General features: G+C 73.1%; 25 protein-coding genes. 7 read left to right on the top strand and 18 right to left on the bottom strand.

Annotated features, from left to right (window positions below; translation table 11 throughout):
- The 4 genes from ABD298_RS11265 to rimP form a co-directional block, all read right to left on the bottom strand.
- A partial coding sequence (locus ABD298_RS11265) for a translation initiation factor IF-2 N-terminal domain-containing protein (RefSeq protein WP_344299770.1) occupies positions 1-216 on the bottom strand: 216 nt, incomplete at its 3' end.
- A gap of 156 nt (positions 217-372) precedes the next feature.
- A complete protein-coding gene (locus ABD298_RS11260; RefSeq protein WP_344299769.1) occupies positions 373-720 on the bottom strand; it encodes a YlxR family protein in 348 nt (115 codons plus the stop codon).
- 152 nt (positions 721-872) lie between these two features.
- On the bottom strand, positions 873-1,841 hold the full coding sequence (gene nusA, locus ABD298_RS11255) for a transcription termination factor NusA (protein ID WP_208712194.1): 969 nt from the start codon (positions 1,839-1,841) through the stop codon (positions 873-875).
- Positions 1,841-2,470, bottom strand: a complete 630-nt coding sequence (gene rimP, locus ABD298_RS11250) for a ribosome maturation factor RimP (RefSeq protein WP_344299768.1) — start codon at positions 2,468-2,470, stop codon at positions 1,841-1,843. The genes nusA and rimP overlap by 1 nt, the downstream gene beginning before the upstream one ends.
- A gap of 97 nt (positions 2,471-2,567) precedes the next feature.
- On the opposite strand from rimP, the gene ABD298_RS11245 reads away from it, so the two are divergent.
- Together ABD298_RS11245 and ABD298_RS11240 are read left to right on the top strand one after the other, a co-directional pair.
- On the top strand, positions 2,568-3,698 hold the full coding sequence (locus tag ABD298_RS11245) for a DUF4439 domain-containing protein (protein WP_344299767.1): 1,131 nt from the start codon (positions 2,568-2,570) through the stop codon (positions 3,696-3,698).
- A 53-nt stretch (positions 3,699-3,751) separates the two neighbouring features.
- Entirely contained in the window at positions 3,752-4,477 is a 726-nt protein-coding gene (locus tag ABD298_RS11240; protein WP_344299766.1) for a VIT1/CCC1 transporter family protein, read from the top strand.
- A gap of 3 nt (positions 4,478-4,480) precedes the next feature.
- On the opposite strand, the gene ABD298_RS11235 is transcribed toward ABD298_RS11240, so the two are convergent.
- The 6 genes from ABD298_RS11235 to ABD298_RS11210 all read right to left on the bottom strand — a co-directional run bounded on the left by ABD298_RS11235 (position 4,481) and on the right by ABD298_RS11210 (position 13,537).
- Positions 4,481-5,878 (bottom strand): pyridoxal phosphate-dependent decarboxylase family protein, encoded by a 1,398-nt coding sequence (locus tag ABD298_RS11235; protein ID WP_344299765.1) that lies wholly within the window; start codon positions 5,876-5,878, stop codon positions 4,481-4,483.
- 43 nt (positions 5,879-5,921) lie between these two features.
- Positions 5,922-6,716, bottom strand: a complete 795-nt coding sequence (locus ABD298_RS11230) for a sulfite exporter TauE/SafE family protein (RefSeq protein WP_208712189.1) — start codon at positions 6,714-6,716, stop codon at positions 5,922-5,924.
- Between the two features lie 12 nt (positions 6,717-6,728).
- A complete protein-coding gene (locus tag ABD298_RS11225; RefSeq protein WP_344299764.1) occupies positions 6,729-8,531 on the bottom strand; it encodes a proline--tRNA ligase in 1,803 nt (600 codons plus the stop codon).
- A gap of 286 nt (positions 8,532-8,817) precedes the next feature.
- The gene (locus tag ABD298_RS11220) at positions 8,818-11,487 is read right to left on the bottom strand and encodes a multicopper oxidase domain-containing protein (RefSeq protein ID WP_344299763.1); all 2,670 of its coding nucleotides are present in this window, start codon (positions 11,485-11,487) and stop codon (positions 8,818-8,820) included.
- Positions 11,484-12,800 carry a hypothetical protein gene (locus tag ABD298_RS11215; protein WP_344299761.1) on the bottom strand — a complete coding sequence of 439 codons (1,317 nt, stop codon included), beginning with the start codon at positions 12,798-12,800 and terminating at the stop codon, positions 11,484-11,486. The genes ABD298_RS11220 and ABD298_RS11215 overlap by 4 nt, the downstream gene beginning before the upstream one ends.
- Positions 12,797-13,537, bottom strand: a complete 741-nt coding sequence (locus ABD298_RS11210) for a helix-turn-helix transcriptional regulator (protein ID WP_344299760.1) — start codon at positions 13,535-13,537, stop codon at positions 12,797-12,799. The genes ABD298_RS11215 and ABD298_RS11210 overlap by 4 nt, the downstream gene beginning before the upstream one ends.
- A 54-nt stretch (positions 13,538-13,591) precedes the next feature.
- Between ABD298_RS11210 and ABD298_RS11205 the strand changes: the two genes are divergently transcribed.
- The 4 genes from ABD298_RS11205 to ABD298_RS11190 all read left to right on the top strand — a co-directional run bounded on the left by ABD298_RS11205 (position 13,592) and on the right by ABD298_RS11190 (position 16,341).
- Positions 13,592-13,894, top strand: coding sequence for a DUF2249 domain-containing protein (locus ABD298_RS11205; protein ID WP_344299759.1), 303 nt, complete (start codon positions 13,592-13,594; stop codon positions 13,892-13,894).
- 289 nt (positions 13,895-14,183) lie between these two features.
- Complete coding sequence (locus ABD298_RS11200; protein WP_344299758.1) at positions 14,184-14,972, top strand: ABC transporter ATP-binding protein; 789 nt, start codon at positions 14,184-14,186, stop codon at positions 14,970-14,972.
- Positions 14,969-15,724 (top strand): ABC transporter permease, encoded by a 756-nt coding sequence (locus ABD298_RS11195; RefSeq protein WP_344299757.1) that lies wholly within the window; start codon positions 14,969-14,971, stop codon positions 15,722-15,724. The genes ABD298_RS11200 and ABD298_RS11195 overlap by 4 nt, the downstream gene beginning before the upstream one ends.
- Complete coding sequence (locus ABD298_RS11190; RefSeq protein WP_344299756.1) at positions 15,721-16,341, top strand: TetR/AcrR family transcriptional regulator; 621 nt, start codon at positions 15,721-15,723, stop codon at positions 16,339-16,341. The genes ABD298_RS11195 and ABD298_RS11190 overlap by 4 nt, the downstream gene beginning before the upstream one ends.
- On the opposite strand, the gene ABD298_RS11185 is transcribed toward ABD298_RS11190, so the two are convergent.
- The 7 genes from ABD298_RS11185 to ABD298_RS11155 are packed head-to-tail and all read right to left on the bottom strand — an operon-like array spanning position 16,338 to position 22,905.
- Positions 16,338-17,129: a hypothetical protein gene (locus ABD298_RS11185; protein WP_344299755.1), complete on the bottom strand. Its 792-nt coding sequence runs from the start codon at positions 17,127-17,129 to the stop codon at positions 16,338-16,340. The two genes, ABD298_RS11190 and ABD298_RS11185, sit on opposite strands and share 4 nt — an antisense overlap.
- 41 nt (positions 17,130-17,170) lie before the next feature.
- Entirely contained in the window at positions 17,171-18,058 is an 888-nt protein-coding gene (locus tag ABD298_RS11180; protein WP_344299754.1) for a GNAT family N-acetyltransferase, read from the bottom strand.
- Positions 18,012-19,178 carry a flavodoxin-dependent (E)-4-hydroxy-3-methylbut-2-enyl-diphosphate synthase gene (gene ispG, locus ABD298_RS11175; protein ID WP_344299753.1) on the bottom strand — a complete coding sequence of 389 codons (1,167 nt, stop codon included), beginning with the start codon at positions 19,176-19,178 and terminating at the stop codon, positions 18,012-18,014. The genes ABD298_RS11180 and ispG overlap by 47 nt, the downstream gene beginning before the upstream one ends.
- Positions 19,179-19,219: 41 nt before the next feature.
- Positions 19,220-19,510, bottom strand: coding sequence for a YciI family protein (locus ABD298_RS11170; protein ID WP_208712178.1), 291 nt, complete (start codon positions 19,508-19,510; stop codon positions 19,220-19,222).
- A gap of 37 nt (positions 19,511-19,547) precedes the next feature.
- Entirely contained in the window at positions 19,548-20,882 is a 1,335-nt protein-coding gene (locus ABD298_RS11165; protein ID WP_344299751.1) for a M50 family metallopeptidase, read from the bottom strand.
- Positions 20,883-20,894: 12 nt separating this feature from the next.
- Positions 20,895-22,133, bottom strand: coding sequence for a 1-deoxy-D-xylulose-5-phosphate reductoisomerase (gene dxr / locus ABD298_RS11160; protein ID WP_344299750.1), 1,239 nt, complete (start codon positions 22,131-22,133; stop codon positions 20,895-20,897).
- A 37-nt stretch (positions 22,134-22,170) separates the two neighbouring features.
- Positions 22,171-22,905: a TSUP family transporter gene (locus tag ABD298_RS11155; protein WP_344299749.1), complete on the bottom strand. Its 735-nt coding sequence runs from the start codon at positions 22,903-22,905 to the stop codon at positions 22,171-22,173.
- Positions 22,906-23,021: 116 nt separating this feature from the next.
- On the opposite strand from ABD298_RS11155, the gene ABD298_RS11150 reads away from it, so the two are divergent.
- A complete protein-coding gene (locus ABD298_RS11150) occupies positions 23,022-23,513 on the top strand; it encodes a GyrI-like domain-containing protein (protein WP_344299748.1) in 492 nt (163 codons plus the stop codon).
- Positions 23,514-23,544: 31 nt separating this feature from the next.
- Here the strand turns inward: ABD298_RS11150 and ABD298_RS11145 are convergent, their stop codons facing one another.
- A complete protein-coding gene (locus tag ABD298_RS11145) occupies positions 23,545-24,387 on the bottom strand; it encodes an HpcH/HpaI aldolase/citrate lyase family protein (RefSeq protein ID WP_344299747.1) in 843 nt (280 codons plus the stop codon).
- Between the last annotated feature and the right edge of the window lie 2 nt (positions 24,388-24,389).

The following is a 24,389-nucleotide window of genomic DNA, read 5'->3' as shown; positions in this document are numbered from 1 at the left end:
GCGCGCAGGCGATGCTGCGGGACGCGCGGACGACGACGGGCGGGTCGCCTTGTCGCCACCGGCGGGGTAGGCGTCGCGAAGCTTCTTCACGACGGGCGCCTCGATCGTCGAGGACGCAGAACGCACGAATTCGCCGAGCTCCGCGAGCTTGGCGACGGCGTCCTTAGAGGTGATACCGAGCTCCTTGGCGAGCTCGTGTACGCGGACCTTGGCCACATTTCTCCTGTCTCGGTCCGCGCCGAGCCAGGCACGGACCGTCTACTGCTTGCTGCAGGCTCCCTCGGCGCGTGGGTGCGCCTCAGAGCCCTTTGCGGTGCGCAACAGAGTGATCATTGCTACGCACTCATGGGACGGGGACTCATCGGGTGTCCATCAGATTTCTGACCCGCTTTCAACGTGGACCTCAGGGAGGTCATCGTCCGCCCCGGCGGGTGCCGGGACGGAGGTGCCGAAGTACTCTTCGACGGGGCGGTGGTCCACCGCGCCCCGGAAGGCACGCTGGAACGCCCGCCGTCGCAGGGCTTGCTTCAGGCAGGCCCAGTCGGGGTGCAGCCACGCACCGCGGCCGGGCAGTCGGCGGCGCGGATCCACGACCACGCGCGCGGCGTCGTCGAGGTCCTTCACCAGCCGGAGCAGTTCCGACCGGGCTGCGGTCTGGCGGCAGCCGATGCAGGTGCGCTGGGGATGGGTCGCGGCCGGCGCGTCAGTACTGGCCCTCATCCCTGCTCTCCCACCTCTGCCGGGCAGTGCCCGGCAGGGACTCTCGTCCCGCAATGCCGCCGGGCGCAGACCCGGACTCATCTATTCTAGACCCTCCCCCCCGGGAACCGCCGAATGGCGGGCTCCCGGGCCCGGGACCTGACCCCGGACGGTCAGGACTGGGTGTCGGAGCCGATGTCGATGCGCCAGCCCGTGAGCTTCGCGGCCAGGCGGGCGTTCTGCCCTTCCTTGCCGATGGCGAGCGAGAGCTGGTAGTCGGGGACGAGCACGCGCGCCGACCTGGTGGCCTCGTCCACGATGGTCACGTTGGTGACCTTCGACGGCGAGAGCGCGTTCGCGATGAACGTCGCCGGATCGTCGCTGTAGTCGACGATGTCGATCTTCTCGTCGTTCAGCTCGGTCATGACGGCGCGGACACGGGAGCCCATCTCGCCGATGCACGCCCCCTTGGCGTTGACGCCCGGGATGTTGGCGCGGACGGCGATCTTGGTCCGGTGGCCAGCCTCGCGGGCGATCGCGACGATTTCGACGCTGCGCTCGGCGATCTCGGGGACCTCGAGCTCGAAGAGCTTCTTGACGAGGCCCGGGTGCGAGCGCGAGAGCGTGATCGAGGGACCCTTGAGCCCGCGGTGGACGTCCACGACGTAGGCGCGGATGCGGGACCCGTGGAGGTACCTCTCGCCGGGGACCTGCTCGGGCGGCGGCAGGACTGCCTCGACGGCACCGAGGTTGACCTGGACCATGTTCGGGTTGTGGCCCTGCTGGATGAGGCCCGCGATGAGCTCGCCCTCGCGGCCCTTGAACTCGCCGAGGACGTTGTCGTCCTCCACATCGCGCAGGCGCTGCAGGATGACCTGCTTGGCGGTCATGGCAGCGATGCGGCCGAACCCCTCGGGGGTGTCGTCGAACTCGCCGACCGGGTTGCCCTCGTCGTCGATCTCGGTCGCCCAGATGGTCACGTGGCCGCTGCGGCGGTCCACCTCGGCGCGCGCGCGGTCGATCGCCCCGGGGGACTTGTGGTACGCGAGCAGGAGCGCCTGCTCGATCGTGGGGATGAGCTTGTCGACGGGAATGTCGCGCTCGCGCTCCAGCAGGCGCAGCGCGCTCATGTCGATGTCCACTAGGCCTCCTCGGCGTTCTCGGTGTCAGCGTGGTCTGCGGCGCCGTCCGCGCCCGGCGCGGCGGCGTCGTCGAGGTGCGAGAACTCGATCTCCACCTTGCCGCTGCGGATCTGCTCGAAGGGAAGCCTGACCGGCTCCCCAGGCTTCGGCTTCACGCCCTTCTTCGCCGGCAGGTCGGGGACCACCACGATGCCGTCGTCGGCGACCTCGGTGAGCCTGCCGGTGACGTTCTCCCCGCCGATCACGTTCACCTTGACGAGCCGGCCGCGGGCGCGCCGCCAGTGGCGCGGTTCCGTCAGCGGCCGGCTCACACCGGGCGAGGAGACCTCGAGGTCGTAGGGGCGGGTGCCCGAATCGGGGTCGGCGTCCAGGAGCTCGGAGAGCTCGCGGGAGACCTCCGCGATCGTGTCGAGGGAGACGCCCCCTGTCTCGTCGTCCGGAAGGTCGACGACGACCTGGACGGTCCGGCGCTTCCCGGCGGTCTTGACGGACACGCCCTCGAGGACGAGTCGGCGGCCGAGGACGGAGGGCTCGAGCAGTTCCCGGAGCCGGGATTCCTCTCCGCTCGCATGCGGCACCGGCTCTGCCTGCGTCGGGATGCCCGGCGAGGGCAGATCGGGCTCGGACATGGGGGGTCCGCCTCCTTTAACTCAGTTGTCCTCCTAGCCTATCGGTTCCCGCCGCCCGCGCGCGGCAGCTTCTCGGGGACATGGCATCATCGAGACCGTGAATTCCCCCACCCCCGGCCCCGCCCGTCCCGACGCGCGGCGACGGAGCCGTCCAGGGATGTGGCTGGCCGCCGTCGGGGTGGCCCTCGCCGTCGGGTCCGGGGTGGCGCTCCTCGCAGCCCCCGCCGCCGTCCCCCCGGGTCCGACGGCGGGCGAGACCGCGCTGGCGCACGCCGAAGCGGACGCCGCCGTCCTGGCCGCTGCCGCTGCGGGGCTGTCCACCTCTGGCGCCGCCGCGGCTCCGGTCGACGGCGCGCAGCAGGCCGCAGCGCGGGCCACCCGCGTCCTGGACCTGCAGCGCGGCCTCCTCGCGGGGTCTCCGGGCCCGGTCAGTCCGACGACGACGGCGCCCGCCGCCACGCCGCCAGCCGATGCGGCTGGCGTGGCGGAGGCCCTGGACACGAGTGCACAGGCCCGGCGCCGGGATCTGGGCGGGGTCGACGGGCCGACCGCCCGGCTGCTGGCATCGCTCGCCGCGGGCCAGCAGGTCCAGGCCGAACGCCTCCACGCGGCCGCCGGCGGAGCGTCCGCGCCTGTCCCGCCCCCGACGGCGCCGCCGGCCGTGCCCTCGGCGGAACCGTCGCCGTCGTCCGTCCCGTCGTGCAACCGCGCGGGGGGCCCGTCCTCGGCGGGACGGTCGTCCGCGGGCGAGCCCAGTGCCGGTTCGGCGCAGGGCAGCAGCGAGCTCGCGACGACGGTGCGGGCCGAGCAGGCTGCGGTGTGGACCTACACGGTACTGGCCGCGCGGTCCGAGGGCGCCGTGCGCGCCGGGCATCTGGCCTCTGCGGCGGCGCATGCTTCGCAGGAAGACGCGGCGCGCGCCATCGCCGACGCCTCCTGCGTCCGACTGCCGGCCGATGCGCCCGGCTTCGCCCTCGCCCCCGACGCCGCGACCCCGGCCTCGCTCGCCGCGCTCGAGGATTCAGCCGCCCAGGCGTGGTCGCAGCTGGTGGGCGCAGCTGCCCCGCAGCAGCGGGAAGCGGCTGCTGACGGACTGGCCGCGGCGGCCCGCCGGCTCGCCCCGCTGGGCATCACGCCCGAGGAGGAGGCCTTCCCCGGCCACACGGAGGCGCGCAGTGCGGCGTCGCAGGCGCCGCAGCCGTCGCCGGCCGCTAGCCCCGGCGGCTGAGGCTAGGCTTGCTTCGCTGGCACGGCGCGGCAGCCGGTGCCACAGTGGGATCCATGAGCAGCGAACCTGTCACGCACCTCCACGCCGAGCCCCAGGGAACGGACCTTGCCGCCAAGCTCAACTGGCTGCGCGCGGGCGTCCTCGGTGCCAATGACGGCATCGTCTCGGTGGCGGCGGTGGTCGTGGGTGTCGCCGGCGCGACCGCCGAGACCGGCCCCATCCTGACCGCGGGCGCTGCGGCCGTGGTCGGCGGAGCGATCTCGATGGCCCTCGGGGAGTACGTCTCGGTGAGCAGCCAGAGCGACAGCCAGAAGCACCTCATCAAGAAGGAGACGGACGAGCTGCGCGACCAGCCCGAGGCCGAGCTGGCCGAGCTCGTGTCGCTCTACCGGGCCAAGGGGCTCAGCGAGGAGACGGCCGCGAAGGTCGCGCACGAGCTCACCGAGAAGGACGCCCTCCGCGCCCATCTGGACATCGAGCTCGGGATCGACCCGGACGAGATCGTGAGCCCCTGGCACGCCGCCGCCGCATCCGCCGTCGCGTTCCTCCTCGGCGCGGTCCTGCCTATGCTCTCTATCCTCCTCTTCCCCGAATCCGTCCGCGTCCCCCTCACCTTCGTGACCGTGCTCGTGGCCCTGGCGATCACCGGCTGGGTGGGCGCGTGGATCGGCGGCGGCTCCCGGCTCCGCGCCTCCGCCCGTGTCGTGCTCGGCGGCGCCCTCGCACTCGCGGCCACGTTCGGGCTCGGCAGCCTGCTCGGCGTGGCGGGCGTGGCCTAGGCGTCAGAGCCCCTCTGTCGCGGCCAGGGCGTCGCGGACCGCAGCGACCGAGACCTCGACGTCCGCGCTGTCCGTGGACCAGTTGGCCACGGAGATCCGCAGCACCGCGCGACCCTGCCAGCGCGACGCCGTCATCCACACCCTGCCGTCCTCGATCAACCAGTCGGCCACTGCTCGGGTCCGGGCATCCGACCCGAACGCGAGCGAGACCTGGCTGAAGACCACGTCATTGAGCACCTCGGCGCCGGGGAGCTCGCCGATGCGGCGCGCGAGCTCCTGGGCGTGCGCGACCAGCCCGGCGACGAGGGCGTCGACGCCCGCGCGGCCGAGCGAGCGCAGGACCGCCCACACGGTCACGCCGCGCGCCCGCCGGGAGAGCTCGGGCACCTTCTCGAGCGGGTCCCCCGGCCCGTGGTCTCCGTGCGGATCGTGCATGAGGTAGTCGCCGTGCATTCCGAGGGCGGAGCGCAGGGCGACGACGTCGCGGCACGCGACGATGCCACAGTCGTACGGGACGTTGAGGTTCTTGTGCGCGTCGGTCCCCCACGAGTCGGCGTCGGCCACGCCCGTCGTGAGCCTGCGCGTCGCGGACGACGCCGCGGCCCACAGCCCGAACGCGCCGTCGACGTGGACCCACGCCGCGTGCTCCCGCGCGGCGGCGATAGCCTCGGCGAACGGGTCGAACGCACCGGAGTGGAGGTTGCCGGCCTGGAGGCACACGATGGCCGGCCCCTCCCCCGCCGCGAGCTGTCCCCGCAGTGCCTCGGGATCGATCCGGCCCTGCCGGTCGCTCGCCACGGGAATGGGTGCTCCGAGCCCGAGGAAGCGCAGCGCCATGTCGATGGTGTCGTGCCGTTCGGCTCCGACGAGGACCCGGACGGCGGGAGCCCCGACGAGTCCCCGGACGTTGACGTCCCACCCCGCCTGCTCCAGCACGCGCCACCGGGCGGCCGCGAGGCCTGCGAAGTTGGCCATGCTCGCCCCGGTCGTGAAGCCCACGTCGGATGAGGAGGGGAGGCCGAGGAGCTCCAGGACCCATCGTCCCGCGGCCTCCTCGGCCGCGGCGACGGAGGGCGTGGCGAAGCGCAGGCCGGTGTTCTGGTCCCAGGCACTCACGAGCCAGTCGGCGGCCAGCGCCGCCGGAAGGGTCCCGCCGATCACGAAGCCGTAGAACCTCCCCGAGGCCATCGCCGTGAGCCCGGGCTCCGCGGTCGCGGCCAGGAGGTCGACGGTGGCGGCGGCGTCCAGGCCTTCCTCGGGCAGGCCGCCGCCGAACGCCTCGGCGAGACGATCCGCCGTCGTGCGCGGTGCGACGTGCCGTTCGGGGACGCCGGCGAGCCAGCTCCGTGCGTGGTGCGCCGCGCGCTCCAAGGGGGCGCCGTAGTCGTCGGGACGCAGCATGGGTGCATGCTACGCCCGCGGCCGGAGCGCTCCCAGCGTCGGTTCAGGCGAAGTTCTCGCTCCACACGTCAAGGCCGAGCTTGACGGCCAGCGCGGCGACCACCGCGAGGAAGACCCAGCGGATGAACCGGTTGCCGCGTGCCACCGCCATGCGCGCGCCTGTGTACCCGCCGAGCATGTTCGCGGCGCCCAGAGCCAGCCCGAGGCCCCACAGGACCGCGCCGTGGGGCACGAACAGGATCAGCGCGCCGAGGTTGGTGGCCATGTTGACGATCTTGGCCTTCGCGCTCGCCTCGAGGAACGCGTAGCCCATCCCGGAGACGAGCGCGATGACGAGGAACGAGCCCGTCCCGGGGCCGATGAGCCCGTCGTAGAAGCCGATCGCTGCGCCCAGCCCGCAGGCCGCGGCGAGGTGGCGCCGGCCCTTGAGGCGCAGGTTCGTGTACTCGCCGAGCTGCGGCCTGAACACCGTGAACAGCGCGACGGCGACGATCGCCGCGAGGATGATCGGCTTGAACACCCGGGAAGGCAGCGCGGTCGCGAGCGCGGCGCCGCCGAAGGCGCCGGCAAGCGCAACGAGCGCCATGGGGATGGCGGTGGCAAGGTCAGGCCGCACGCGCCGCGCGTAGGTGAGGGCGCTCGTCGTGGTGCCGAAGATCGAGCCCATCTTGTTCGTCGCAAGCGCCTGGACCGGGGTGATCCCGGGGACAGCGAGGAGGGCGGGCAGCTGGATGAGCCCGCCCCCGCCCACGACGGCGTCGACCCACCCGGCAGCGAATCCGGCGGCGACGACGAGGAGCAGGGTGAGCGGTTCGACCGCCTCGAGGCCTGAGACCACCCCGCGTGCGTCCTAGGCGCCGCGGACGGCGGCGACGACGCGGTCGACGACCTCGGCGACGGGGACGTCCTCGGCCGCACCGGACCGGCGGTCCTTGACCTCGAGGGTTCCCGTCGCGAGCCCCTTGCCGACGGCGACGATGGTCGGGACGCCGATGAGCTCGGCGTCGCCGAACTTCACGCCCGGGGACACCTTGGGCCGGTCGTCGAGGATCACCGCCAGCCCGCGGGACTCGAGCTCGGCCGTGATGCGCTCGGCCTCCGCGAAGATCTCCTCGCCGCGGCCGACCGCGACGACATGGACGTCGGCCGGGGCCACGGACCGGGGCCAGATGAGGCCCCGCTCGTCATGGTTGGACTCCGCGAGGGCGGCAACGGCGCGCGTGACGCCGATCCCGTACGAGCCCATGGTCACCACGACCTGCTTGCCGTTCTGGTCCAGGACCTTCAGATCCAGCGCCTCCGCGTACTTGCGGCCGAGCTGGAAGATGTGCCCCATCTCGATCCCGCGCGCGGTCTCAAGCGGCCCCGAGCCGTCGGGCGATTCGTCCCCGGCGCGGACCTCGGTGCACTCGATGACGCCGTCCCAGCCGAAGTCGCGGCCTGCCACGAGCCCGTAGACGTGCTTGCCGTGCTCGTTCGCGCCGGTGATCCAGGCCGTGCCGGAGACGACGCGCGGGTCCACGAGGTAGAGCAGCTTGGCCTTGCCCTCGAGGCCGAGGAGGGCGTCGTCGCGGTCGAGTCCCGGACCGAGGTAGCCCTTGACGATGAGGGGCTGCTCCTTGAGCTGCTCGTCGTTGGCCGCATCGATGGCGATCTCCCCGGCGATGGGGAGGAACGCGCCGATGTTCGCTTCGACGCGTTTGAGGTCCACCGCCCGGTCGCCGGGGACGCCGATGACCACGAGCTGGGTCTCGCCGGTGGGCAGCGTGACCGCCAGGACAACGTTCTTGAGCGTGTCCGCGGCGGTCCAGGGCCGCTCGGGGTTCGGGAAGATGGTCTGGGACGCCTCGACGAGGGTGTCGATCGTCGGGGTGTCCGGGGTGTCGAGCACCTGCGCCGCCGGGGCGTCCGTGTAGTCGATCTCGGCGGGCACGACGGTCGTGACGGCCTCGACGTTCGCGGCATACCCGCCCGCGGAGCGCACGAAGGTATCCTCGCCGATCTCAGTGGGGTGGAGGAACTCCTCGCTCCTGGAGCCACCCATCGCGCCCGCGGTCGCCTTGACCGGGATCACCTCGAGCCCGAGCCGGGAGAACACCTTCAGGTACGCCTCGCGGTGCCTGGCGTAGCTGGCGTCGAGGCCGGCGTCGTCGACGTCGAACGAGTAGGAGTCCTTCATGATGAACTCGCGGCCGCGCAGCAGGCCCGCGCGGGGACGCGCCTCGTCGCGGTACTTGTTCTGGATCTGGTAGAGCGCGAGCGGGAGGTCCTTGTACGAGGAGTACAGGTCCTTGACCAGGAGGGTGAACATCTCCTCATGGGTGGGGGCCAGCAGGTAGTCGGCCTCCTTGCGGTCCTTGAGGCGGAAGATGCCCTCGCCGTACTCGGTCCAGCGGTTCGTGGCCTCGTAGGGCTCCTTCGGCAGGAGCGCCGGGAAGTGCACCTCCTGGGCCCCGATCGCGGCCATCTCCTCGCGGATGATCTGCTCCACCTTGCGCAGCACGGCCAGGCCCAGCGGGAGCCAGGTGTAGATGCCCGGGGCGGCCCGGCGGATGTACCCCGCGCGCACGAGCAGCTTGTGGCTCGCGACCTCGGCGTCGGCGGGATCCTCGCGCAGGGTGCGCAGGAACAGGGTGGAGAGTCGCAGGACCACGCGGGGCATCCGTTCTCGAATCTGGGCAGGAAAAGGTCAGCTACCAATGTAGCCCAGCAGCGGTCCTCTCACTTCGCGGCTTCGCGGAGCACCGGCGCCGTGAGCGCCCGCGCCGGGCGTCCCACTCCTGGGGTCACCTCCTGGGGGTCACCTCCTGGGGGTCATGTCCTGGGGGTCACGTCGCGCGGATGGTGGCCCAGCGAGGTGGTGCGGTCAGACGCACGACGGCGGCCGCGCGCCGTCGTGCGCCTGCGTCACCGGCGGCGCCCCACGGAGGAGCGGCGGCTCACTTCGGGGCAGCGACGGCGAAGACGCCGTGCGCGCCTCGGTCAGCGTCCACCATGTAGTGGCTCACGAACGGGTAGTGGCCGGCCTCGGGGAACGTGAGGTCGACGAAGCCGCCCTGGGCAGGTGCGAGGTCCACGGCCTGGGACGCGCCCGTCGGGGCGCTTCCCGCACCGGGTGCGAGGCGGTAGGCGCCTTCGGCCCAGACGGCGCTGAACTGTGCGCCGACCACGTGGAACGACGTCGCGCGGTCCGGCCCCGCGTCGAGCACCCATACCCGTACACGCTCTCCTGCGTGCACGGCCAGCGGCGCGGCGTCGTACTGGTTCGGATACCCGTTGAACACGACCGCGTCGGGTGTGCCCGCGGTGATCTTCGCCGAGTCCGCGATCGCGCCCCCCGCACCGCGGTACTGCTCGCTCTGCACGAGCACGAACTCGCGGTCCACCGGCGGGGCGTCGGGCGGGTCGATCACCACGGCGCCGAACATGCCGTTGGCGATGTGCAGGGACATCGGCATCGTGCTGCAGTGGTACATCCAGATGCCCGGCTGGGTGGCCGTGAAGGTGTACGTCAGCTGCTGGCCCGGGTCGATGGTGCGCATCGGCCCGTCCGGCGCGAGCGCCCCCGCGTGGAAGTCGATCGAGTGCCCGGCGGAGGCGTCGTTCACGAGCGTGACCACGAACCTGTCCCCCACCCTGCCGTGCAGGACCGGCCCCGGGGCGGTCCCGTTGTACGTCCAGAGGGCCTGCTCAACGCCGGGGGCCACCTCCGTGAGGGTGTCCCGCACCGTCAGGGTCACCTGATGGGTGGTGCCGGCGGCCACCGGCGGGAGGTCGGCGGGGTACGGGGTGTGCTGCGCGGCTGAGGCGCTGGGCGGCGCGGCCGGGGCGTGCTGCATGCCGGGCATGTCCCCCGCGCCAGGCTGGGGCGAACCCGAAGCGGAGTCGCCCGTCGTGTTGACCCGGAACACCATGCCCATCTGCTTGTGGCCCACCACCGAGCACCAGCCGTCGACCGGCTGGGTGACGACCCCGGCGTCGAGCTCGCCGCTCTGGCCGGGGTAGACGCGCGAGGAGTCCTGCCCCGTCGCGAGAACGAGGTCGTGGGCGGTGTCGTCCCGGTTCGTGAGGCGGATGACGAGCCGGTCGCCGGCGGGCACCGTCACCGCGTCCGGGACGAAGCGCATGCCAGACATCTGCACGTCCACCGTGGTCGTGTGGCCGGTGGGCACGACGGCGCCGCCCCCCGCAGCGGGCGTTCCGGCGGCGGGCGTTCCGCCGGCGGCGACGGGCAGGGCGGACGGGTCGGCGGCGACCCCGGCCACGACGGCCGCGACGAGGACGGCGAGTCCGACCGCTCCGGAGCCGAGCCGGCTCCGGAGGGAGGGGCCCGGACGCGCCGCGGGCGCGGCAGTGCGGGCCAGCACGGCGCGGAGCGCGAGCCACACGAACGCCGCGAGCGCGATGAGCCCGACGACCGCGGCTGCCACCCGGACGGTGCTCGGCACGGGAAGGAGGTAGAGGACCAGCGCGCCGTTGGCGAGCACGGCGCGGAGCCAGGCGCCGGCGTCGAGCGTCTCCGTGCGGCGGCGGACCAGGGCCGGGCCCCCGCCCAGGACGACCGGAAGGAGGTAGGACAGCGCCCCGACGAGGACCTGTGCGGCGAAGCCTGCGGCCAGGACCGGGGTGAGGCCGCCGAGCGCGAGGTGGAGGGCATCCCAGTCCCGGGCAGTGGCGCAGACCCAGGCGAGCCTGGACAGGCCGGCCACGAGCCACACGAGCGCCGCGACCGCGGACAGCGGTGCGAAGGCCACCGGAGGTTTGCGTGCCACCGCCCGTGCGAGCGGCACCAGCGACACCACGGTCCCGGCCAGGTAGACGAACACGCCGGCCGCGGCGGCGATCCGGTTCCCTTCGAGGGCTCCGATCGCGGTGGCGGCGACCCCGGCCAGGAGGATCCAGAGGGCGCGGCGGGACACGGGCTCAGCGGAGTCCTCGGCGCGCGTGCGCAGCATCGTCGGCAGGAGCGTGACGAGGGTTCCGAGCACGCTCAGGCCCAGCCAGCCGAGGACGTTGATGGACTCGTGCGCGAGGAGGAGCCGTGCGTGGAGGTCGCCGGCCGCGTCGGTGCCCGGCAGCGCGAGCAGGGCGCCTGCCGCCGCGCCGAAGGGCAGCAGCGCGGTCGCGGCGAGGTAGTAGCGGATCGTGGAGGCGAAGCGCGAGGGGAGGGCCTTCCGGGCGCGGACCAGGAGCGCTGCGCCGTGCCAGGCGGCTGCCGCGCCGACGGCAGCCGCCCCCGTGACGGCCGCCGGCCAGAGGGTGAGCACCACGCCGGCCATGGCGGCGGCCGCACCGGTGTTGACGAGGACGAGCCGGGCCGCGAGCGCGCGGCGGGACGGGACTGGCAGGCGCAGGAGGGCTTCGGCGAAGTGCCACGAGTAGACCAGGATCGCGTTCGTGGCGGCGCCCAGGAGCGCAAGGTGCGTCAGGAGCCATCCCGAGTCCGGCACGCTCCGATGGGCGCCGGCGAGGAGGGCGACGGCGAGCAGCCACCCGAGCGTCGGGGCGTTCGCCCAGCGGTGCCACGCTGCCCGCCCGGTCCCGCGACGCTCCGGACGCCCCGGACGCTCCGGACGACGGTCGGGGGCTGCGTTCATGGAGAGCGTCATGAGCCTGTCCTCTCCGCAGGGATCCCAGGGCGCGTGGGCACCGTCCGACCCGCGCCGCGGGCGCCGGTCTTGCGCCAGCCGTGGGCTGCGGCGGAGTAGGCCGCGACACCGGCGAACGCGAGCACCGCCACGATGTTGCCGGCGCCGCCCCACTGCCACGCGGCCATGTCTCCGCGGGCATCCCCGAGGGCGACGCGCAGGATCAGGGTCGCGTGCAGGAGCAGGGCAGGGACCCACATCGCGGCGTGGTACGGGAGCGGCCGACGCAGGACCGCCGGGAGGATGACGGGAGCGTGGGCCATGATCATCGACATCGCAAAGCCGAGGAAGACGGCGTGGAGGAACGCGTCGTAGGCCGCGCCTGCCGGCGGACCGGGCACGAGGAGGCACACGGCCGCAGCCACGGCGAGCCACGCGTAGCCGGCGAGGAGGCAGGCGGCCACGAAGCGCGGCAGGCCGGTCGAGCGGATGGTGGCGCGGGCGACGTCGTGCACCACGAGCCATGCGGCGAGGCCGAACAGGGCGGCGCCGAAGAGCGGGTAGCCCGCCGCCGGCCACAGGAGCGTTGCCGGGCACAGCACCACGAGGGCCGACGCCGCCACGACGAGGAACGGCTCGGCCCACCGGCCGCGGATCCTCACGCGCGCCAGCTCGAGCCGCTCCCCCGCGATCGTAGCAAGCACGAAGGCCGCGAGCCACGGCACGACGGCGGCGACCGCGACGCCCGCTGCCAGGAGACCGGCCGCACCCGCGGCAACGACGGCGCCCAACGCCTGCACGAGCACAGCGGGGTCGCGCTGGCGCCGCCACAGCGGGACGTAGACAAGGGCGAACAGCACCGCACCCGCAAGCACGACGGCGCGCGGCAGCCACTGCGGGAGGCCCCACGCAGGCGCGGCGAGCTGCGCGAGCGCTCCGAGACCGAGGAGCGCCGGGGCCGCGTACCCCCACCGGCGACGCAGCGCGACCGCCCGCTCCAGCGCGATGAGCGTCCCGACGAACCCGAACACCATGAGGGCCCCGTGGGACCCGGGCAGGGCGGGTGTCCCCGGTCCTCCGACAGGAGCGGGCAGCCCCAGCAAGACGAGCGCCGCGTCGAGGCCCGCGGCCAGCGATGCCCCGCCAGCGACAAGGAGGAGCGCCCGCGGCCAGATGCGGGTGCGCGGACGCGCTGTGCCCTGCAGCGCCCGCGCTGTGCCCTGCAGCGCCCGCGCCGTGCCCTGCAGCGCCCGCGCTGTGCCCTGCAGCGCCCGCGCTGTGCCCTGCAGCGCCCGCGCTGTGCCCTGCAGCGCCCGCGCTGCCCGTGCAGTCACCGCCGTCCGATCGTGAGGAGGCACGCCCCCGGCTCCGCGAACGGCTCGAGCCGCGAGGCGAGGTCGGGATGGCCGAGCAGCCGCAGCGACTCGTTGACCAGACCCGCATGCACAGCACACACCACGCCGGGCTCGTCCCTGGCTGCGGCGAGGAGGGGGCACGAGACGAGGCGGACAGTCTCGGACTCGTCCAGCGCGCCGGCCTGCCCCGGCGCCGCCTCACGGACCAGCTCGGGCCCAGGTTCGGACTGGGGCTCGACGCCGAACCCAAGGTCGTCCAGCTCGGCGAGCACGCGGCGTCGTGCGTCCGGGGCCGAGGCGGGCGCAGGCGCGGGACCGAGGCTGCGGCGGGCCCAGCGTCGGCCGGCGTCCTCGCCGGCGGCGACCGGGTCGGGGGCCATCCGGGCGAGCTCCGCCGCGAGGACTCCGGCGAGGCCGGCGTAGCCCTCGGTGCGGGATTCGGGCTCGAGGGCGAGGTAGTGCTTCGCTGGTCGCCCACGCTTCCCCGGACCCCGCTGCGGCGCCGGACCGTCGACGACGGCGGCCAGTCCCGCTCCGACGAGCGCTTCGAGGTGCTCCCGCACCGTGTTGGGGTGCTGGGCGGTCGCCCGCACAAGATCCTCGACGGTGCACGGCCCACCCTGGGCGCGGACGAGGTCCAGGAGTGCGGCGCGCGCGCCGGAGAGGGGTGTCGCGGGGCCGGGGGACGTCGGCCGGGGACCCAGACTATTTTCCACGGAATTCATTGTAGTAAAGTCTGGGGCACAGGACGTCACCGCGAAAGGACCGCCATGGACACCCAGCACCAGCCGCTCACCCTGACCCCCACGTCGTCGTGCGCGTGCGGAGAGCACGACGGCGAGGGCTTCCCCGAGCTCGACGTCCGCCTGATCCCCCACGCCATCCGGCACGCGACGATCTTCGGCGCGCTGGACTCGCTGGCCGTAGGGGCGGGGCTCGTGATCATCGCCAACCACAACCCGCTCCCCCTGCTGGCCCAGGTGCAGCAGCGGTACCGCGAGGGCGCGTTCGAGGTGTCCTACCTCACGGAGGGGCCGGAGGAGTGGAAGGTGCAGTTCCGCCGGGAGGCCTGACCACCCCTCCGTCTCGGGTACACCAATTCCCGGCCCTGACGCTCTCGGGTACGCGAGAACCGCTGCCTAACGCTCTCGGGTACGCCACATCGGCTCACCGTGCATGCGGCGAGCCAGAGCCGTGGGCCGAGGGCCCTCGGGGCGCGAATTCGCGTACCCGAGACGGCGACGACGCGTATTTCGCGTACCCGAAACGGAAAGGGGGGTGGATTGACGGCGCCCGAACCCGGACCTACCCTCAATTCATCACGTGATGAATTGAGCGTCTTCGTCCCCTCGGGAGCCAGCCATGCCGCACGTCCCGTCCCACGCCGCCCCCACCGCTCCGGCGATCGAAGCCGATTCCCTCTCCGTCCGCATCCGCCGGGCGCCGATCCTCCACGACCTCGGGTTCACGGTGCCCACCGGCCGCATCACGGGGCTCCTCGGGCCCTCGGGCAGCGGCAAGAGCACGCTCATGCGCTCGATCGTCGGAGTCCAGAGGATCGCCCGCGGAACCCTCACCGTCCTCGGGCGGCCGGCCGGGACGGCCTCCCTCCGGCGCGAGGTCGGGTACATGACCCAGGACGCGAGCGTCTACCGCGACCTGACCGTCCTCGACAACGTCCGCTACTTCGGTGCCCTCCACGGGCGCTCGGCGGCGGACGCGCGGGAGGCGGTCGCCGCCGTCGGGCTCGCCGACCTCGCCAACCGCAAGGCCGCGGACCTCTCCGGCGGCCAGTTCAGCCGGGTGTCCCTCGCGTGCGCGCTGGTCGGCGACCCGACGCTGCTCGTGCTCGACGAGCCCACGGTGGGACTCGACCCCGTGCTCCGCGTGGACCTCTGGGACCGCTTCCGGGCGCTCGCGAACCGCGGTGCCACGCTCGTCGTCTCAAGCCACGTGATGGAGGAAGCGAGCCGCTGCGACTCGCTCCTCCTCCTGCGCGAGGGGCGGCTCCTGGCGCAGCTCACCCCCGACACCCTGCGCGAGCGGGGCGGGAGCGAGGACCTCGAGCAGGCCTTCCTCGGCATCATCCGCGCCGACCTCGAACGGCAGGCCGCCGGGCTCCCGGCCAGGACGAAGGAGCATGCAGCATGAATCCCCGGATGCTCGGCGCGACGGCCGCCCGAGTCCTGACCCAGCTCCGCCACGACCACCGGAGCATCGCCATGATCCTAGTGGTGCCATCGGTCCTCCTCGCTGTCGTGTACTGGCTCTTCGAGAACGAGACCCTGCCGCCCGGGGCCCCCCGCACGTTCGACCGCGTGGGCCTCATCATGCTCGCGATCTTCCCCTTCGTGATCATGTTCCTCATCACGTCCATCACGATGCTCCGCGAGCGCACGACCGGCACCCTCGAACGGCTCATGACCACCCCGATCCACCAGGCCGACCTCCTGTTCGGCTACGGCATCGCGTTCTCGGTCATGGCCGCCCTCCAGTCGGCGATCGCCACCGGCGTGGCCTACTGGGTGTTCAACCTCGACATCCGGGGCAATGGCGGCTACGTGGTGCTGGTCGCCGTCGTGAATGCCGTGCTCGGGGTGGCGCTGGGCCTGTTCTGCAGCGCGTTCGCGCGCACGGAGTTCCAGGCGGTCCAGTTCATGCCCGTCGTCGTGATCCCGCAGATCCTCCTGTGCGGGCTGTTCGTCGCGCGGGACCACATGAACGACGTCTTCCACGCGCTCTCCGACTGGATGCCCCTGAGCTACTCGGTCGATGCGCTCCAGGAGATCGCGAAGAACGCGGACGCCACGGATGCGATGTGGCGCGACTTCGGGATCATGGGCGCGATCGTCCTGGGACTGCTCGGCCTGGCCTCGTTCACGCTCCCCCGGAAGAGCTCGTGACACCGCTCCGGCGCGGCAGGCCCGACGACGGAGGCGACCGCCGCGCCCGGATCGTCGCCAGCGCGACGCGGCTGTTCGCCGACGAGGGTTTCGACGCGGTCAGCCTGCGGCAGGTGGCCCGTGACGCCGGCGTGGACCCCGCGCTGGTCCACCACTACTTCTCCGGCAAGGACGAGCTGTTCGCCGCGTCGGTCGAGCTCCCCGCCGACCCCGACGACGTCCTCGCCGGCATGGCCTCCCTCGCGGCGCAGGACCGGGGCACCGCGCTCCTGCGCGCGATCGCCAGACTCTGGGAGGGGCCGCAGCGCCACGCCCTCGCGGCCTTCGTGCGGGGCTCACTGGGGTCGCGCGCCCGCACGGCGGCGGTGCGCGAGGTGTTCCGGGCACGGGTCATGCCGCGCGTGCTCGAAGGGCTGGAGGGCCCCCGAGAAGAGCTCGAGCTGCGCGCGACCCTGGCCGCCACCCAGGTCATGGGGTTCATCCTGCTCCGGTACGTCGTGCAGCTCGAGCCGCTCGCCTCCCTCCCGCGGGAGCAGGCCGTCGCGCTCGTGGCCCCCACGCTGCAGCACTATCTCACCGGTGAGCTGACGGATCCGGACCCGGGTCGGGGCAGCTAGAGGGGCAGCCGGGCCAGCGCCATGTCGACATAGGCACGCACCGTCGCCGCCGCGTCCTCGGGTCGCGTGTCCGCCAGGAGTACCTCCACGGCCACGGTGCCCTTCGCCGCGACCGCCCGCACGACGCTGCGCTCCTGGGGAGCGCTTCCTCCGGCGGGGTCCGGGACCTGCGCCGTGGAGGTGACCATGACCGCGTGCGGCGCGTCCGCGGCGGGGTCGGCAGCGCGGGCCACGACGGGGACGCGCTGGCCGCCCAGCGTCGCGTCGTAGCGCGCGCACGACGCCGCGAGGGCACCGAGCGCTGTCACGGTCGCCGCCGCGGCGTCGGGCGAGGCGTGGCTGGCGATGCCGATGGCGGTCGTCTGCGCCCGCGCGTCGGAGGGCGCGAGTATGAGGGCGGCGGAGGCCTTGTCGAGCCCGGTGGGGGTCGCCGGCGTCGTGAGTGCGGCGCACGACGCCGGCCCCGCACCGCTGAGCGGCGAGGGCACCGCCCGCTCGCCCTGCGCCGCGAGCTGGCCCTGGTCCAGCACGGATCCCCCGAGCCGCAGCGCGGTCCTGGTCTCGGCCGCTGCCGTGACGAGTTCCTGCGCGCTGAACGACCGCTGGGCGCCGGAGGCGTTGAGGCCGGGGCGGCCCTCGGCGCCGGGCGGCGGCACCGCAAGCCCGGCCCGGCATCCGGCGAGGGCCAGGACGGCCGCGGCGAGGAGCATGGCAGTCCGCGCGACCGGCCGCCTCCCGCGCGGGCAGCGGCGGTCGGTCCGGGCGCGGCTCATCGGTGGCATGGGCATGCTGATTCCCCCCAAGTGCGAGTCGGGCCGGCGCGGGTCGATCAGAAGAGGACCGTGGCGAAGGTCCCCACCTGCTCGAAGCCGACCTTGCGGTAGGCCGCACGGGCGCGGTGGTTGTAGTCGTTGACGTACAGGCTCACGATCGGCGCGATCGCCCTGGCGTGCTCGACGATAGCGGCCATCCCGCCGTGGCTCAGGCCGGTGCCGCGGTGCCGGGGGTCGACCCAGACGCCCTGGACCTGCGTGGCGGCGGAGGAGACTGAGCCGAGCTCCGCCTTGAACACGACCTCGCCCCGCTCGCCGAACCGCGCGAACGAGTGCCCTGCGGCGATGAGCTGGCGGACGCGGCGGTAGTAGTTCTCGCTCCCGCCGGCCACCGGCGAGTACCCGACCTCCTCCTCGAACATCGACACGCACGCGGGGGCGAGGACGTCGAAGTCAGCCTCGGTCGTGACCCGCACGAGGGGGTCGACGGGAACGGCCGGCGGCCCGTCGAGGGCGAGGAGCGGCTGGTCGGGGCGCACGTCGCGGGCGGGAGCGCCGTCGAGCGCCGAGAAGATCGCGAGCGTCGCCTCGGCGGGCCCGAAGATGGACGCGAAGCGGCGGTGCGAGCCGCGGATGGCCTGGGCGTACGTGGGCGCGTGCGCCGGCGAGACCTCGACGGGGACGATGTTGGCGCCCAGCCAGCAGGCGCTCGTGAGCCGTCCGTCGCCGTCGAACGCGCCGACGATCTCCGCGCCGCTGCCCATGGCTGCAGCGGAGCCGGTCGCATCCAGATGGGCGGCGACGAACACGTTGGCCACCGGGTCCACGGAGACGAGCTCCGCGAGCGCCGGGGTGTCCTCGTGCACGAGCCGCCGCACCTGGGGCGCGGCGCTGCGGCTACGAGACGGTGACCACGGGGCCGCCTTGGACAGCATCTTCGCCATCGGCCTCCCCCATCTCCTCCGCGATCTTCATCGCCTCTTCGATCAGGGTCTCGACGATGTCCGCCTCGGCCACGGTCTTGATGACCTGGCCCTTGACGAAGATCTGCCCCTTGCCGTTCCCCGACGCGACGCCGAGGTCCGCCTCGCGTGCCTCGCCCGGTCCATTGACGACACAGCCCATGACGGCCACGCGCAGCGGGACCTCCATGCCCTCGAGGCCCGAGGTGACCTCCTCGGCGAGCTTGTACACGTCCACCTGGGCGCGGCCGCAGGACGGGCACGAGACGATCTCGAGCTTGCGCGGGCGCAGGTTCAGGGACTGCAGGATCTGGATGCCGACCTTGACCTCCTCGACCGGAGGGGCCGAGAGGGAGACACGGATCGTGTCGCCGATGCCCTTCGACAGGAGCGCACCGAACGCGGTCGCCGACTTGATGGTGCCCTGGAACGCAGGCCCCGCCTCGGTCACGCCGAGGTGGAGCGGCCAGTCGCCGCGCTCGGCGAGCATCTCGTACGCGCGCACCATCACCACGGGGTCGTTGTGCTTGACGGAGATCTTGAAGTCGTGGAAGTCGTGCTCCTCGAACAGGCCCGCCTCCCACACCGCGCTCTCCACGAGCGCCTCGGGGGTGGCCTTGCCGTACTTCTTCAGCAGCCGCGCGTCGAGCGAGCCCGCGTTGACGCCGATGCGCAGGGAGGTCCCGTGGTCCTTCGCGGCCTGGGCGATCTCCTTGACCTGGTCGTCGAACTTCCGGATGTTGCCCGGGTTCACGCGGACCCCCGCGCAACCGGCCTCGATCGCGGCGAAGACGTACTTCGGCTGGAAGTGGATGTCCGCGATGACCGGGATCTGCGACTTCTTCGCGATGATCGGCAGCGCCTCGGCGTCGTCGGCGGAGGGGCAGGCCACGCGGACGATGTCGCAGCCGGCGGCCGTGAGCTCCGCGATCTGCTGGAGCGTGGCGTTGATGTCGGTCGTGGGCGTCGTCGTCATGGACTGGACGCTGACCGGGGACTCGGAGCCGACGCCCACCGAGCCCACCCTGATCTGGCGGGTCGGGCGCCTCGGGGCGAGGACGGGTGGCGGTGCGGCTGGCATTCCGAGGCTGACCGAGGTCACTGGGTGGCTCCTTCGAGGTGCTTCAGGATGGGTGCGGGGGCTCAGGCGGCCGCGGACTCGGCCAGGAGGCCGATGATGGGGTTCCACTCCGTCGCGGTCTTCTCGGCGACGAGCCCCGCGATGGGGTCCTGGGCGAGGAGGGCGTCGAGTGACCCGCGGTCCTCGGCACGGAAGACGATCAGCGCGCTCGACCCGTCCGCAAGCGGTCCGCTCGCGAGGACGGTGCCCTCTGCCGCGAGCCCGCTGAGCCACGCGCGGTGGGCGGGGCGGACTTCGGCGATGCGCTCATCGGCGCCGGACTCGTAGCGGTATTCGACGGCGAAGACAGTCATGGGTCCAGCCTATCCCTCCTCGGGCCGGCGGCCGTCCTCAGCCGAACAGCTTCACTGGCTTGACGATGTCCGCGTAGATGAGCAGGACGCTCATCGCGATCAGCACGCTGGCCACGGCGTAGGTGAGCGGCAGGAGCCTGGCGATGTCGAACGGCCCGGGGTCGGGACGCTTCCGCCAGGCGGCCACGCGCCGTCGTGCGCCCTCGTAGAGCGCGCCGGCGACGTGCCCGCCGTCGAGCGGCAGGAGCGGGACCAGGTTGAACACGGCGAGGGCGAGGTTGACGCCGGCGAGGATGCCGACGAGCGTCCCGATGCGGGCCTCGAGCGGCACCTCCTCCATGGCCGCCACCTCGCCCGCGACACGGCCGACGCCGACCACGCTGATCGGGCCGTTCGGGTCCCGCTCCTCGGGGCCGAAGGCTGCTTGGGCGACGGCGACGACGCGCGCCGGGAGATTGACGACGACGCCGGTCACCTGGGCGATGTTCTCGCCGACGGTGGGCAGGACGGTGGTGGCGGGCTGCGGGGTGAGCTCCTGGCGGGGGGCGATGCCGAGGAAGCCCGCCTGGGTGGTCTGGTAGGAGCCATCGGCGTTCTTGACCGGCTTGCCGTCCGTGCCGAGCACCGGGCGCTCGTTGAGCACCGGGGTGACCGTCGCGGCGACCTCGGCGTCGCCCCGCTTGAGGGTGACGGCGACCTCCCGCCCGGCGGAGGCGCGGATCCAGGTGGTGAGCTGGTCCCAGCCCGTGACCACGCGGCCGTCGAACGTGAGCACGGTGTCACCGGGCTGGAAGCCCGCCGCCGCGGCCGGCGTCTTCGTGCAGGTCGACTGGTCCACGTTCTGCTGGTCGCTGCCCTCGGCCACCATGCAGGCCGAAACGCTGGCGACCTGGGTGCTGGGCTGGGGCGTGCCGAAGCCCATGAGCAGGATCGCGGTGAAGATGACGCCCAGGACGATGTTCATCGCCGGGCCGCCGAGCATGATGATGATCTTCTTCCAGACCGGCAGCTGGTAGAAGAGCCTCCCGTGGTCCTCGGGACGGACCTCCTCGTGGGCCGCGTCCCGCGCCGCCTCCGCGAGGCCCTGGAACATGCCCGTGCTCGAGGACCGCACGGAGCCGTCCCGCCGGTTGGGCGGGTACATGCCGACCATCGCCACGTAGCCGCCGAGCGGGAGCGCCTTGATCCCGTACTCGGTCTCGCCCCGCTTCCTCGAGAACAAGGTGGGCCCGAAGCCGATCATGTAGCGGGTCACGCGGACATTGAACAGCTTGGCGGGCAGCAGGTGCCCCACCTCGTGCAGGGCGATCGACGCGGCGATGCCGAGCGCGACGAACAGCACGCCGAGGATGAAGAGGACGACAGGGGTCACGGACAATTCTCCTTAGTTCCGTGTTCCCAAACGCTCGTGGGCCCGCGCGCGTGCCCACTCTTCGGCTTCGAGGACGGAATCCACAGAGAGCTCGGAGGAGCCACTGTGCTCGGCGAGCACGGTCTCGACGGTCGCGACGATGTCGGTGAACCGGATGCGGCCGGCGTGGAAGGCCTCGACGGCCTCCTCGTTGGCCGCGTTGAAGACCGCCGGGAAGGTGCTGCCCCTCTGCGCGGCGTCGCGGGCGATCGCCACGGCGGGGAAGGCCACCTCGTCGAGCGGCTCGAACGTCCACGCGGAGGGGGCCGTGAAGTCGCAGGGCGCCGCCGCGTGCGGGACGCGCTCGGGCCAGCCGAGCCCGAGGGCGATCGGCAGGCGCATGTCCGGCGGCGAGGCCTGGGCGATGATCGAGCCGTCGGCGAACTGCACCATCGAGTGCACGATCGACTGGGGGTGCACGACGACGTCGATCGCCTCGAGCGGCACCCCGAAGAGCAGGTGCGCCTCGATGAGCTCGAGGCCCTTGTTCACGAGGGTCGCCGAGTTCGTCGTGACGACTCGCCCCATGCTCCACGTGGGGTGGTCGAGCGCCTCGGCGGGGGTCACGCCGTCGAGCTCGGCACGGCTGCGCCCGCGGAACGGGCCGCCCGAGGCGGTGAGGATGAGCCGCTCCACCTCGTCGCGGCGTCCGGACCGCAGGCACTGGGCGATCGCCGAGTGCTCGGAGTCCACGGGGACGATCTGGCCGGGTCCGGCAGCGCCCGTGACGAGGGCGCCGCCGACGATGAGGCTCTCCTTGTTCGCCAGCGCGAGGGTGGCGCCGGAGCGCAGCGCCGCGAGGGTCGGCGCGAGGCCGATGCTCCCGGTGATGCCGTTGAGCACGACGTCGGCGCGGCCGCTCGCGCCGTTCCATGCGGCGATGCGGGTGGCCGCGTCGGGGCCGGTGAACAGCTCGGGGTCATAGCCCCCGACGCCGCGCATCTCGGCGGCCTCCTCGATCGCGACGCGCAGCTCGTCCGCGCTGCCCACGGCGATGCCGACGGCCTCCGCGCGGGTGTGGACCGCCTGGCGGGCGATCGCGTCGATGCTGGCGCCCCCGGCTGCGAGCGCGGTGACGCGGAAGCGGTGGGGCGCGTTGTCGATGACCTCGATCGCCTGGGTCCCGATGCTTCCGGTCGAGCCGAGGAGGATGACCGAACGCTGTGCCTCGGGTGAGGCGGGCGTGCGCTGCTCGGCGCCGGGATTCTGCATGTGCCCAGTATCCCCGCTGGCCGAGGCCGCGGCGAAACTACAGCCGGGCGGCGCCGTTGGCGATCGCCATCACCGCGCCGGCGTAGGCGATGCCGACGACGGCGCGGCGCACCGCGTGCCCGGGCAGCCGGTGGGCAAGCAGGTCCCCCACCGCGATCCCTGCGAGCATGCAGGCCAGCACCGCCCCCCACTGCCACGCCTCGAGGGCGGGCCAGTGCCAGCCGGTGGCGAAGGCCTTGGAGATGATGGAGGTGGTGCCAGTGGTGAGGAAGAAGGGCTGGAGCGTGGCGCTGAAGCGGCGCTGGTCCCAGCGGCTCAGGACGGCGTAGGCCGTCACCGCCGGGCCTCCGACCGCCGCGGCCGCGTTCATCAGCCCGGACGCGAACCCGCACCCGGCCATGACCCCCAGCCCGTCGATCCGGCGTCTGGCCCGCGCCACGAGCTGCGAGGCTGCGAGGGCGGCGATCAGCGTGATCCCGATCCCCATTTCGAGGGGGGCCGCCGGAACGCGGCTCGCGAGCAGGGCGCCGAGGGCGATGCCCGCGAAGCCCGGGACGATGAGCCCCACATAGCGGCCCCACTCCACGTCCCGCCAGACGCGGGCGAGGATGAGTGCCGAGGATGCGGCGCCGCACGCATTGACGATCATGACGCCGTCGAGCGGGCCGAGCAGGACCACGAGCACGGGCGAGACCATGAGCCCGAAGCCGAGGCCGGCCACCCGCTGGGCCATCGCCCCCACCACGACGGCCAGGAGGACGAGGGCGAACACCCCTCGATTCTAGGGCGGCCGCCGTGCGGCGAGACCCACGGCACATCACCGCCTTGATCGGCCCGAGGGCCGCGTGGGCCCTTTCGCCGCACCGGCAGGCCCGGCAGGATGGGCATATGACTGAGTTCAGGCTCGAAGAGCTGACCGAACAGCCCACTGCCGTCATCCGCGACCGCATCCCGATGGACCAGCTCAAGTCCTTCTTCGACAACGTCTACGGCACGGTGATGGCCGCCCTCGGCAAGCAGGGGGCACAGCCGGTCGGGCCTCCGTTCGCGAAGTACACGGGCATGCCCTCCGACACGGTGGACGTGGAGGCGGGCTTCCCGGTCGAGGCCGGGTTCACGGAGGGCGACGGCGTCTCGGCCAGCACCCTCCCGGGCGGCAGGGTGGCCGCCGGAACGCACCTCGGCCCCTATGAGGGGCTCTCGGAGACATACCAGAGCATGGCCGCCTGGATCCAGGGGCAGGGCTTCGCCCCGGGACAGGCCGTGTGGGAGGTCTACATGTCGGACCCGGGCCAAGAGCCGGACTCCTCCACGTGGCGCACCGACGTCTACTGGCCCGTAGTCGAGACGGGCGCCGGCAGCGCGCCCGATCGCCCCTAGCGCGCCCGGCGCCCCTAGTCCAGACCCGCTCCTAGTCCACGCCTGCGCGTCGGAGCACGGCCTCGGCGTGCCTCAGGATCGGGCCGTCGATCATCTTCCCGCGGAACTGGAACACGCCCGCCCCGGCGTCCTGCGCGGCGGCGAGCAGCTCGCGCGCGGCCTCGATAGCCTCGGGCGTGGGCGCGTAGGCCGCGCGAACGGCCGCGACCTGTGACGGGTGGATGCACGCCTTCGCCGCGAACCCGGACGCGACGGCGTCCGCGGACTCGGCGGCGAGCCCGTCGAGGTCGGGGATGTCGGTGTAGACGGCGTCGATCGCGGCCTTGCCGCATGCCCCGGCGGCAATCAGCACCGAGGAGCGCGCGTGCAGCGCCACGGCGCGGTAGGCGCCGTCGCCGGCGCGGCTCGAGGTGCCGCCGAGGGAGGCGACGAGGTCCTCCGCGCCCCACATGAGGGCCACCGCGTTCGGCTCCGCCGCGATCGACGGCGCGGCGAGCACCCCCGCGGCCGTCTCGCACAGGGCGATGACGCGGTACTGGCGCAGGAGCGCGAGCTGGTCCGCGGACTCGGCCTTGGCGAGCATGACGGTGCGGTAGGGGGTGGCCTCGAGCGCCTCGAGATCGGCCTCGAAGTCCCCCGAGGAGAGCGTCGGACCGGCCGAGTTGACGCGCACGATGGTCCGGTCGGGGTCGAGCGGGACGTCAGCGAGGTTCAGGCGCGCCTCCGCCTTCGCGTCAGGGGAGACCGCGTCCTCGAGGTCGAGGATGACGGCGTCGGCGCGCTCGGCCGCCTTGGCGAAGCGCTCGGGGCGGTCGGCGGGGCAGAACAGGAGGGCGGGGCCCATGGAGAACCCGGGCGAGCTGATCGGCGTCATGC

Origin of the sequence: Sinomonas flava (assembly GCF_039531875.1) — a bacterium.
Classification (GTDB): domain Bacteria; phylum Actinomycetota; class Actinomycetes; order Actinomycetales; family Micrococcaceae; genus Sinomonas; species Sinomonas flava.
This window is presented reverse-complemented; position numbering and strand designations above follow the sequence as displayed.

Excerpts from the sequence above, each read along its gene's own strand:
- ABD298_RS11260 (WP_344299769.1), bottom strand. The coding sequence starts at position 720 with ATGAGGGCCAGTACTGACGCGCCGGCCGCGACCCATCCCCAGCGCACC.
- rimP (WP_344299768.1), bottom strand. The coding sequence starts at position 2,470 with ATGTCCGAGCCCGATCTGCCCTCGCCGGGCATCCCGACGCAGGCAGAG.
- ABD298_RS11240 (WP_344299766.1), top strand. The coding sequence starts at position 3,752 with ATGAGCAGCGAACCTGTCACGCACCTCCACGCCGAGCCCCAGGGAACG.
- ABD298_RS11235 (WP_344299765.1), bottom strand. The coding sequence starts at position 5,878 with ATGCTGCGTCCCGACGACTACGGCGCCCCCTTGGAGCGCGCGGCGCAC.
- ABD298_RS11220 (WP_344299763.1), bottom strand. The coding sequence starts at position 11,487 with ATGACGCTCTCCATGAACGCAGCCCCCGACCGTCGTCCGGAGCGTCCG.
- ABD298_RS11205 (WP_344299759.1), top strand. The coding sequence starts at position 13,592 with ATGGACACCCAGCACCAGCCGCTCACCCTGACCCCCACGTCGTCGTGC.
- ABD298_RS11200 (WP_344299758.1), top strand. The coding sequence starts at position 14,184 with ATGCCGCACGTCCCGTCCCACGCCGCCCCCACCGCTCCGGCGATCGAA.
- ABD298_RS11195 (WP_344299757.1), top strand. The coding sequence starts at position 14,969 with ATGAATCCCCGGATGCTCGGCGCGACGGCCGCCCGAGTCCTGACCCAG.
- ABD298_RS11185 (WP_344299755.1), bottom strand. The coding sequence starts at position 17,129 with ATGCCCATGCCACCGATGAGCCGCGCCCGGACCGACCGCCGCTGCCCG.
- ABD298_RS11180 (WP_344299754.1), bottom strand. The coding sequence starts at position 18,058 with ATGGCGAAGATGCTGTCCAAGGCGGCCCCGTGGTCACCGTCTCGTAGC.
- ABD298_RS11170 (WP_208712178.1), bottom strand. The coding sequence starts at position 19,510 with ATGACTGTCTTCGCCGTCGAATACCGCTACGAGTCCGGCGCCGATGAG.
- dxr (WP_344299750.1), bottom strand. The coding sequence starts at position 22,133 with ATGCAGAATCCCGGCGCCGAGCAGCGCACGCCCGCCTCACCCGAGGCA.
- ABD298_RS11150 (WP_344299748.1), top strand. The coding sequence starts at position 23,022 with ATGACTGAGTTCAGGCTCGAAGAGCTGACCGAACAGCCCACTGCCGTC.
- ABD298_RS11145 (WP_344299747.1), bottom strand. The coding sequence starts at position 24,387 with ATGACGCCGATCAGCTCGCCCGGGTTCTCCATGGGCCCCGCCCTCCTG.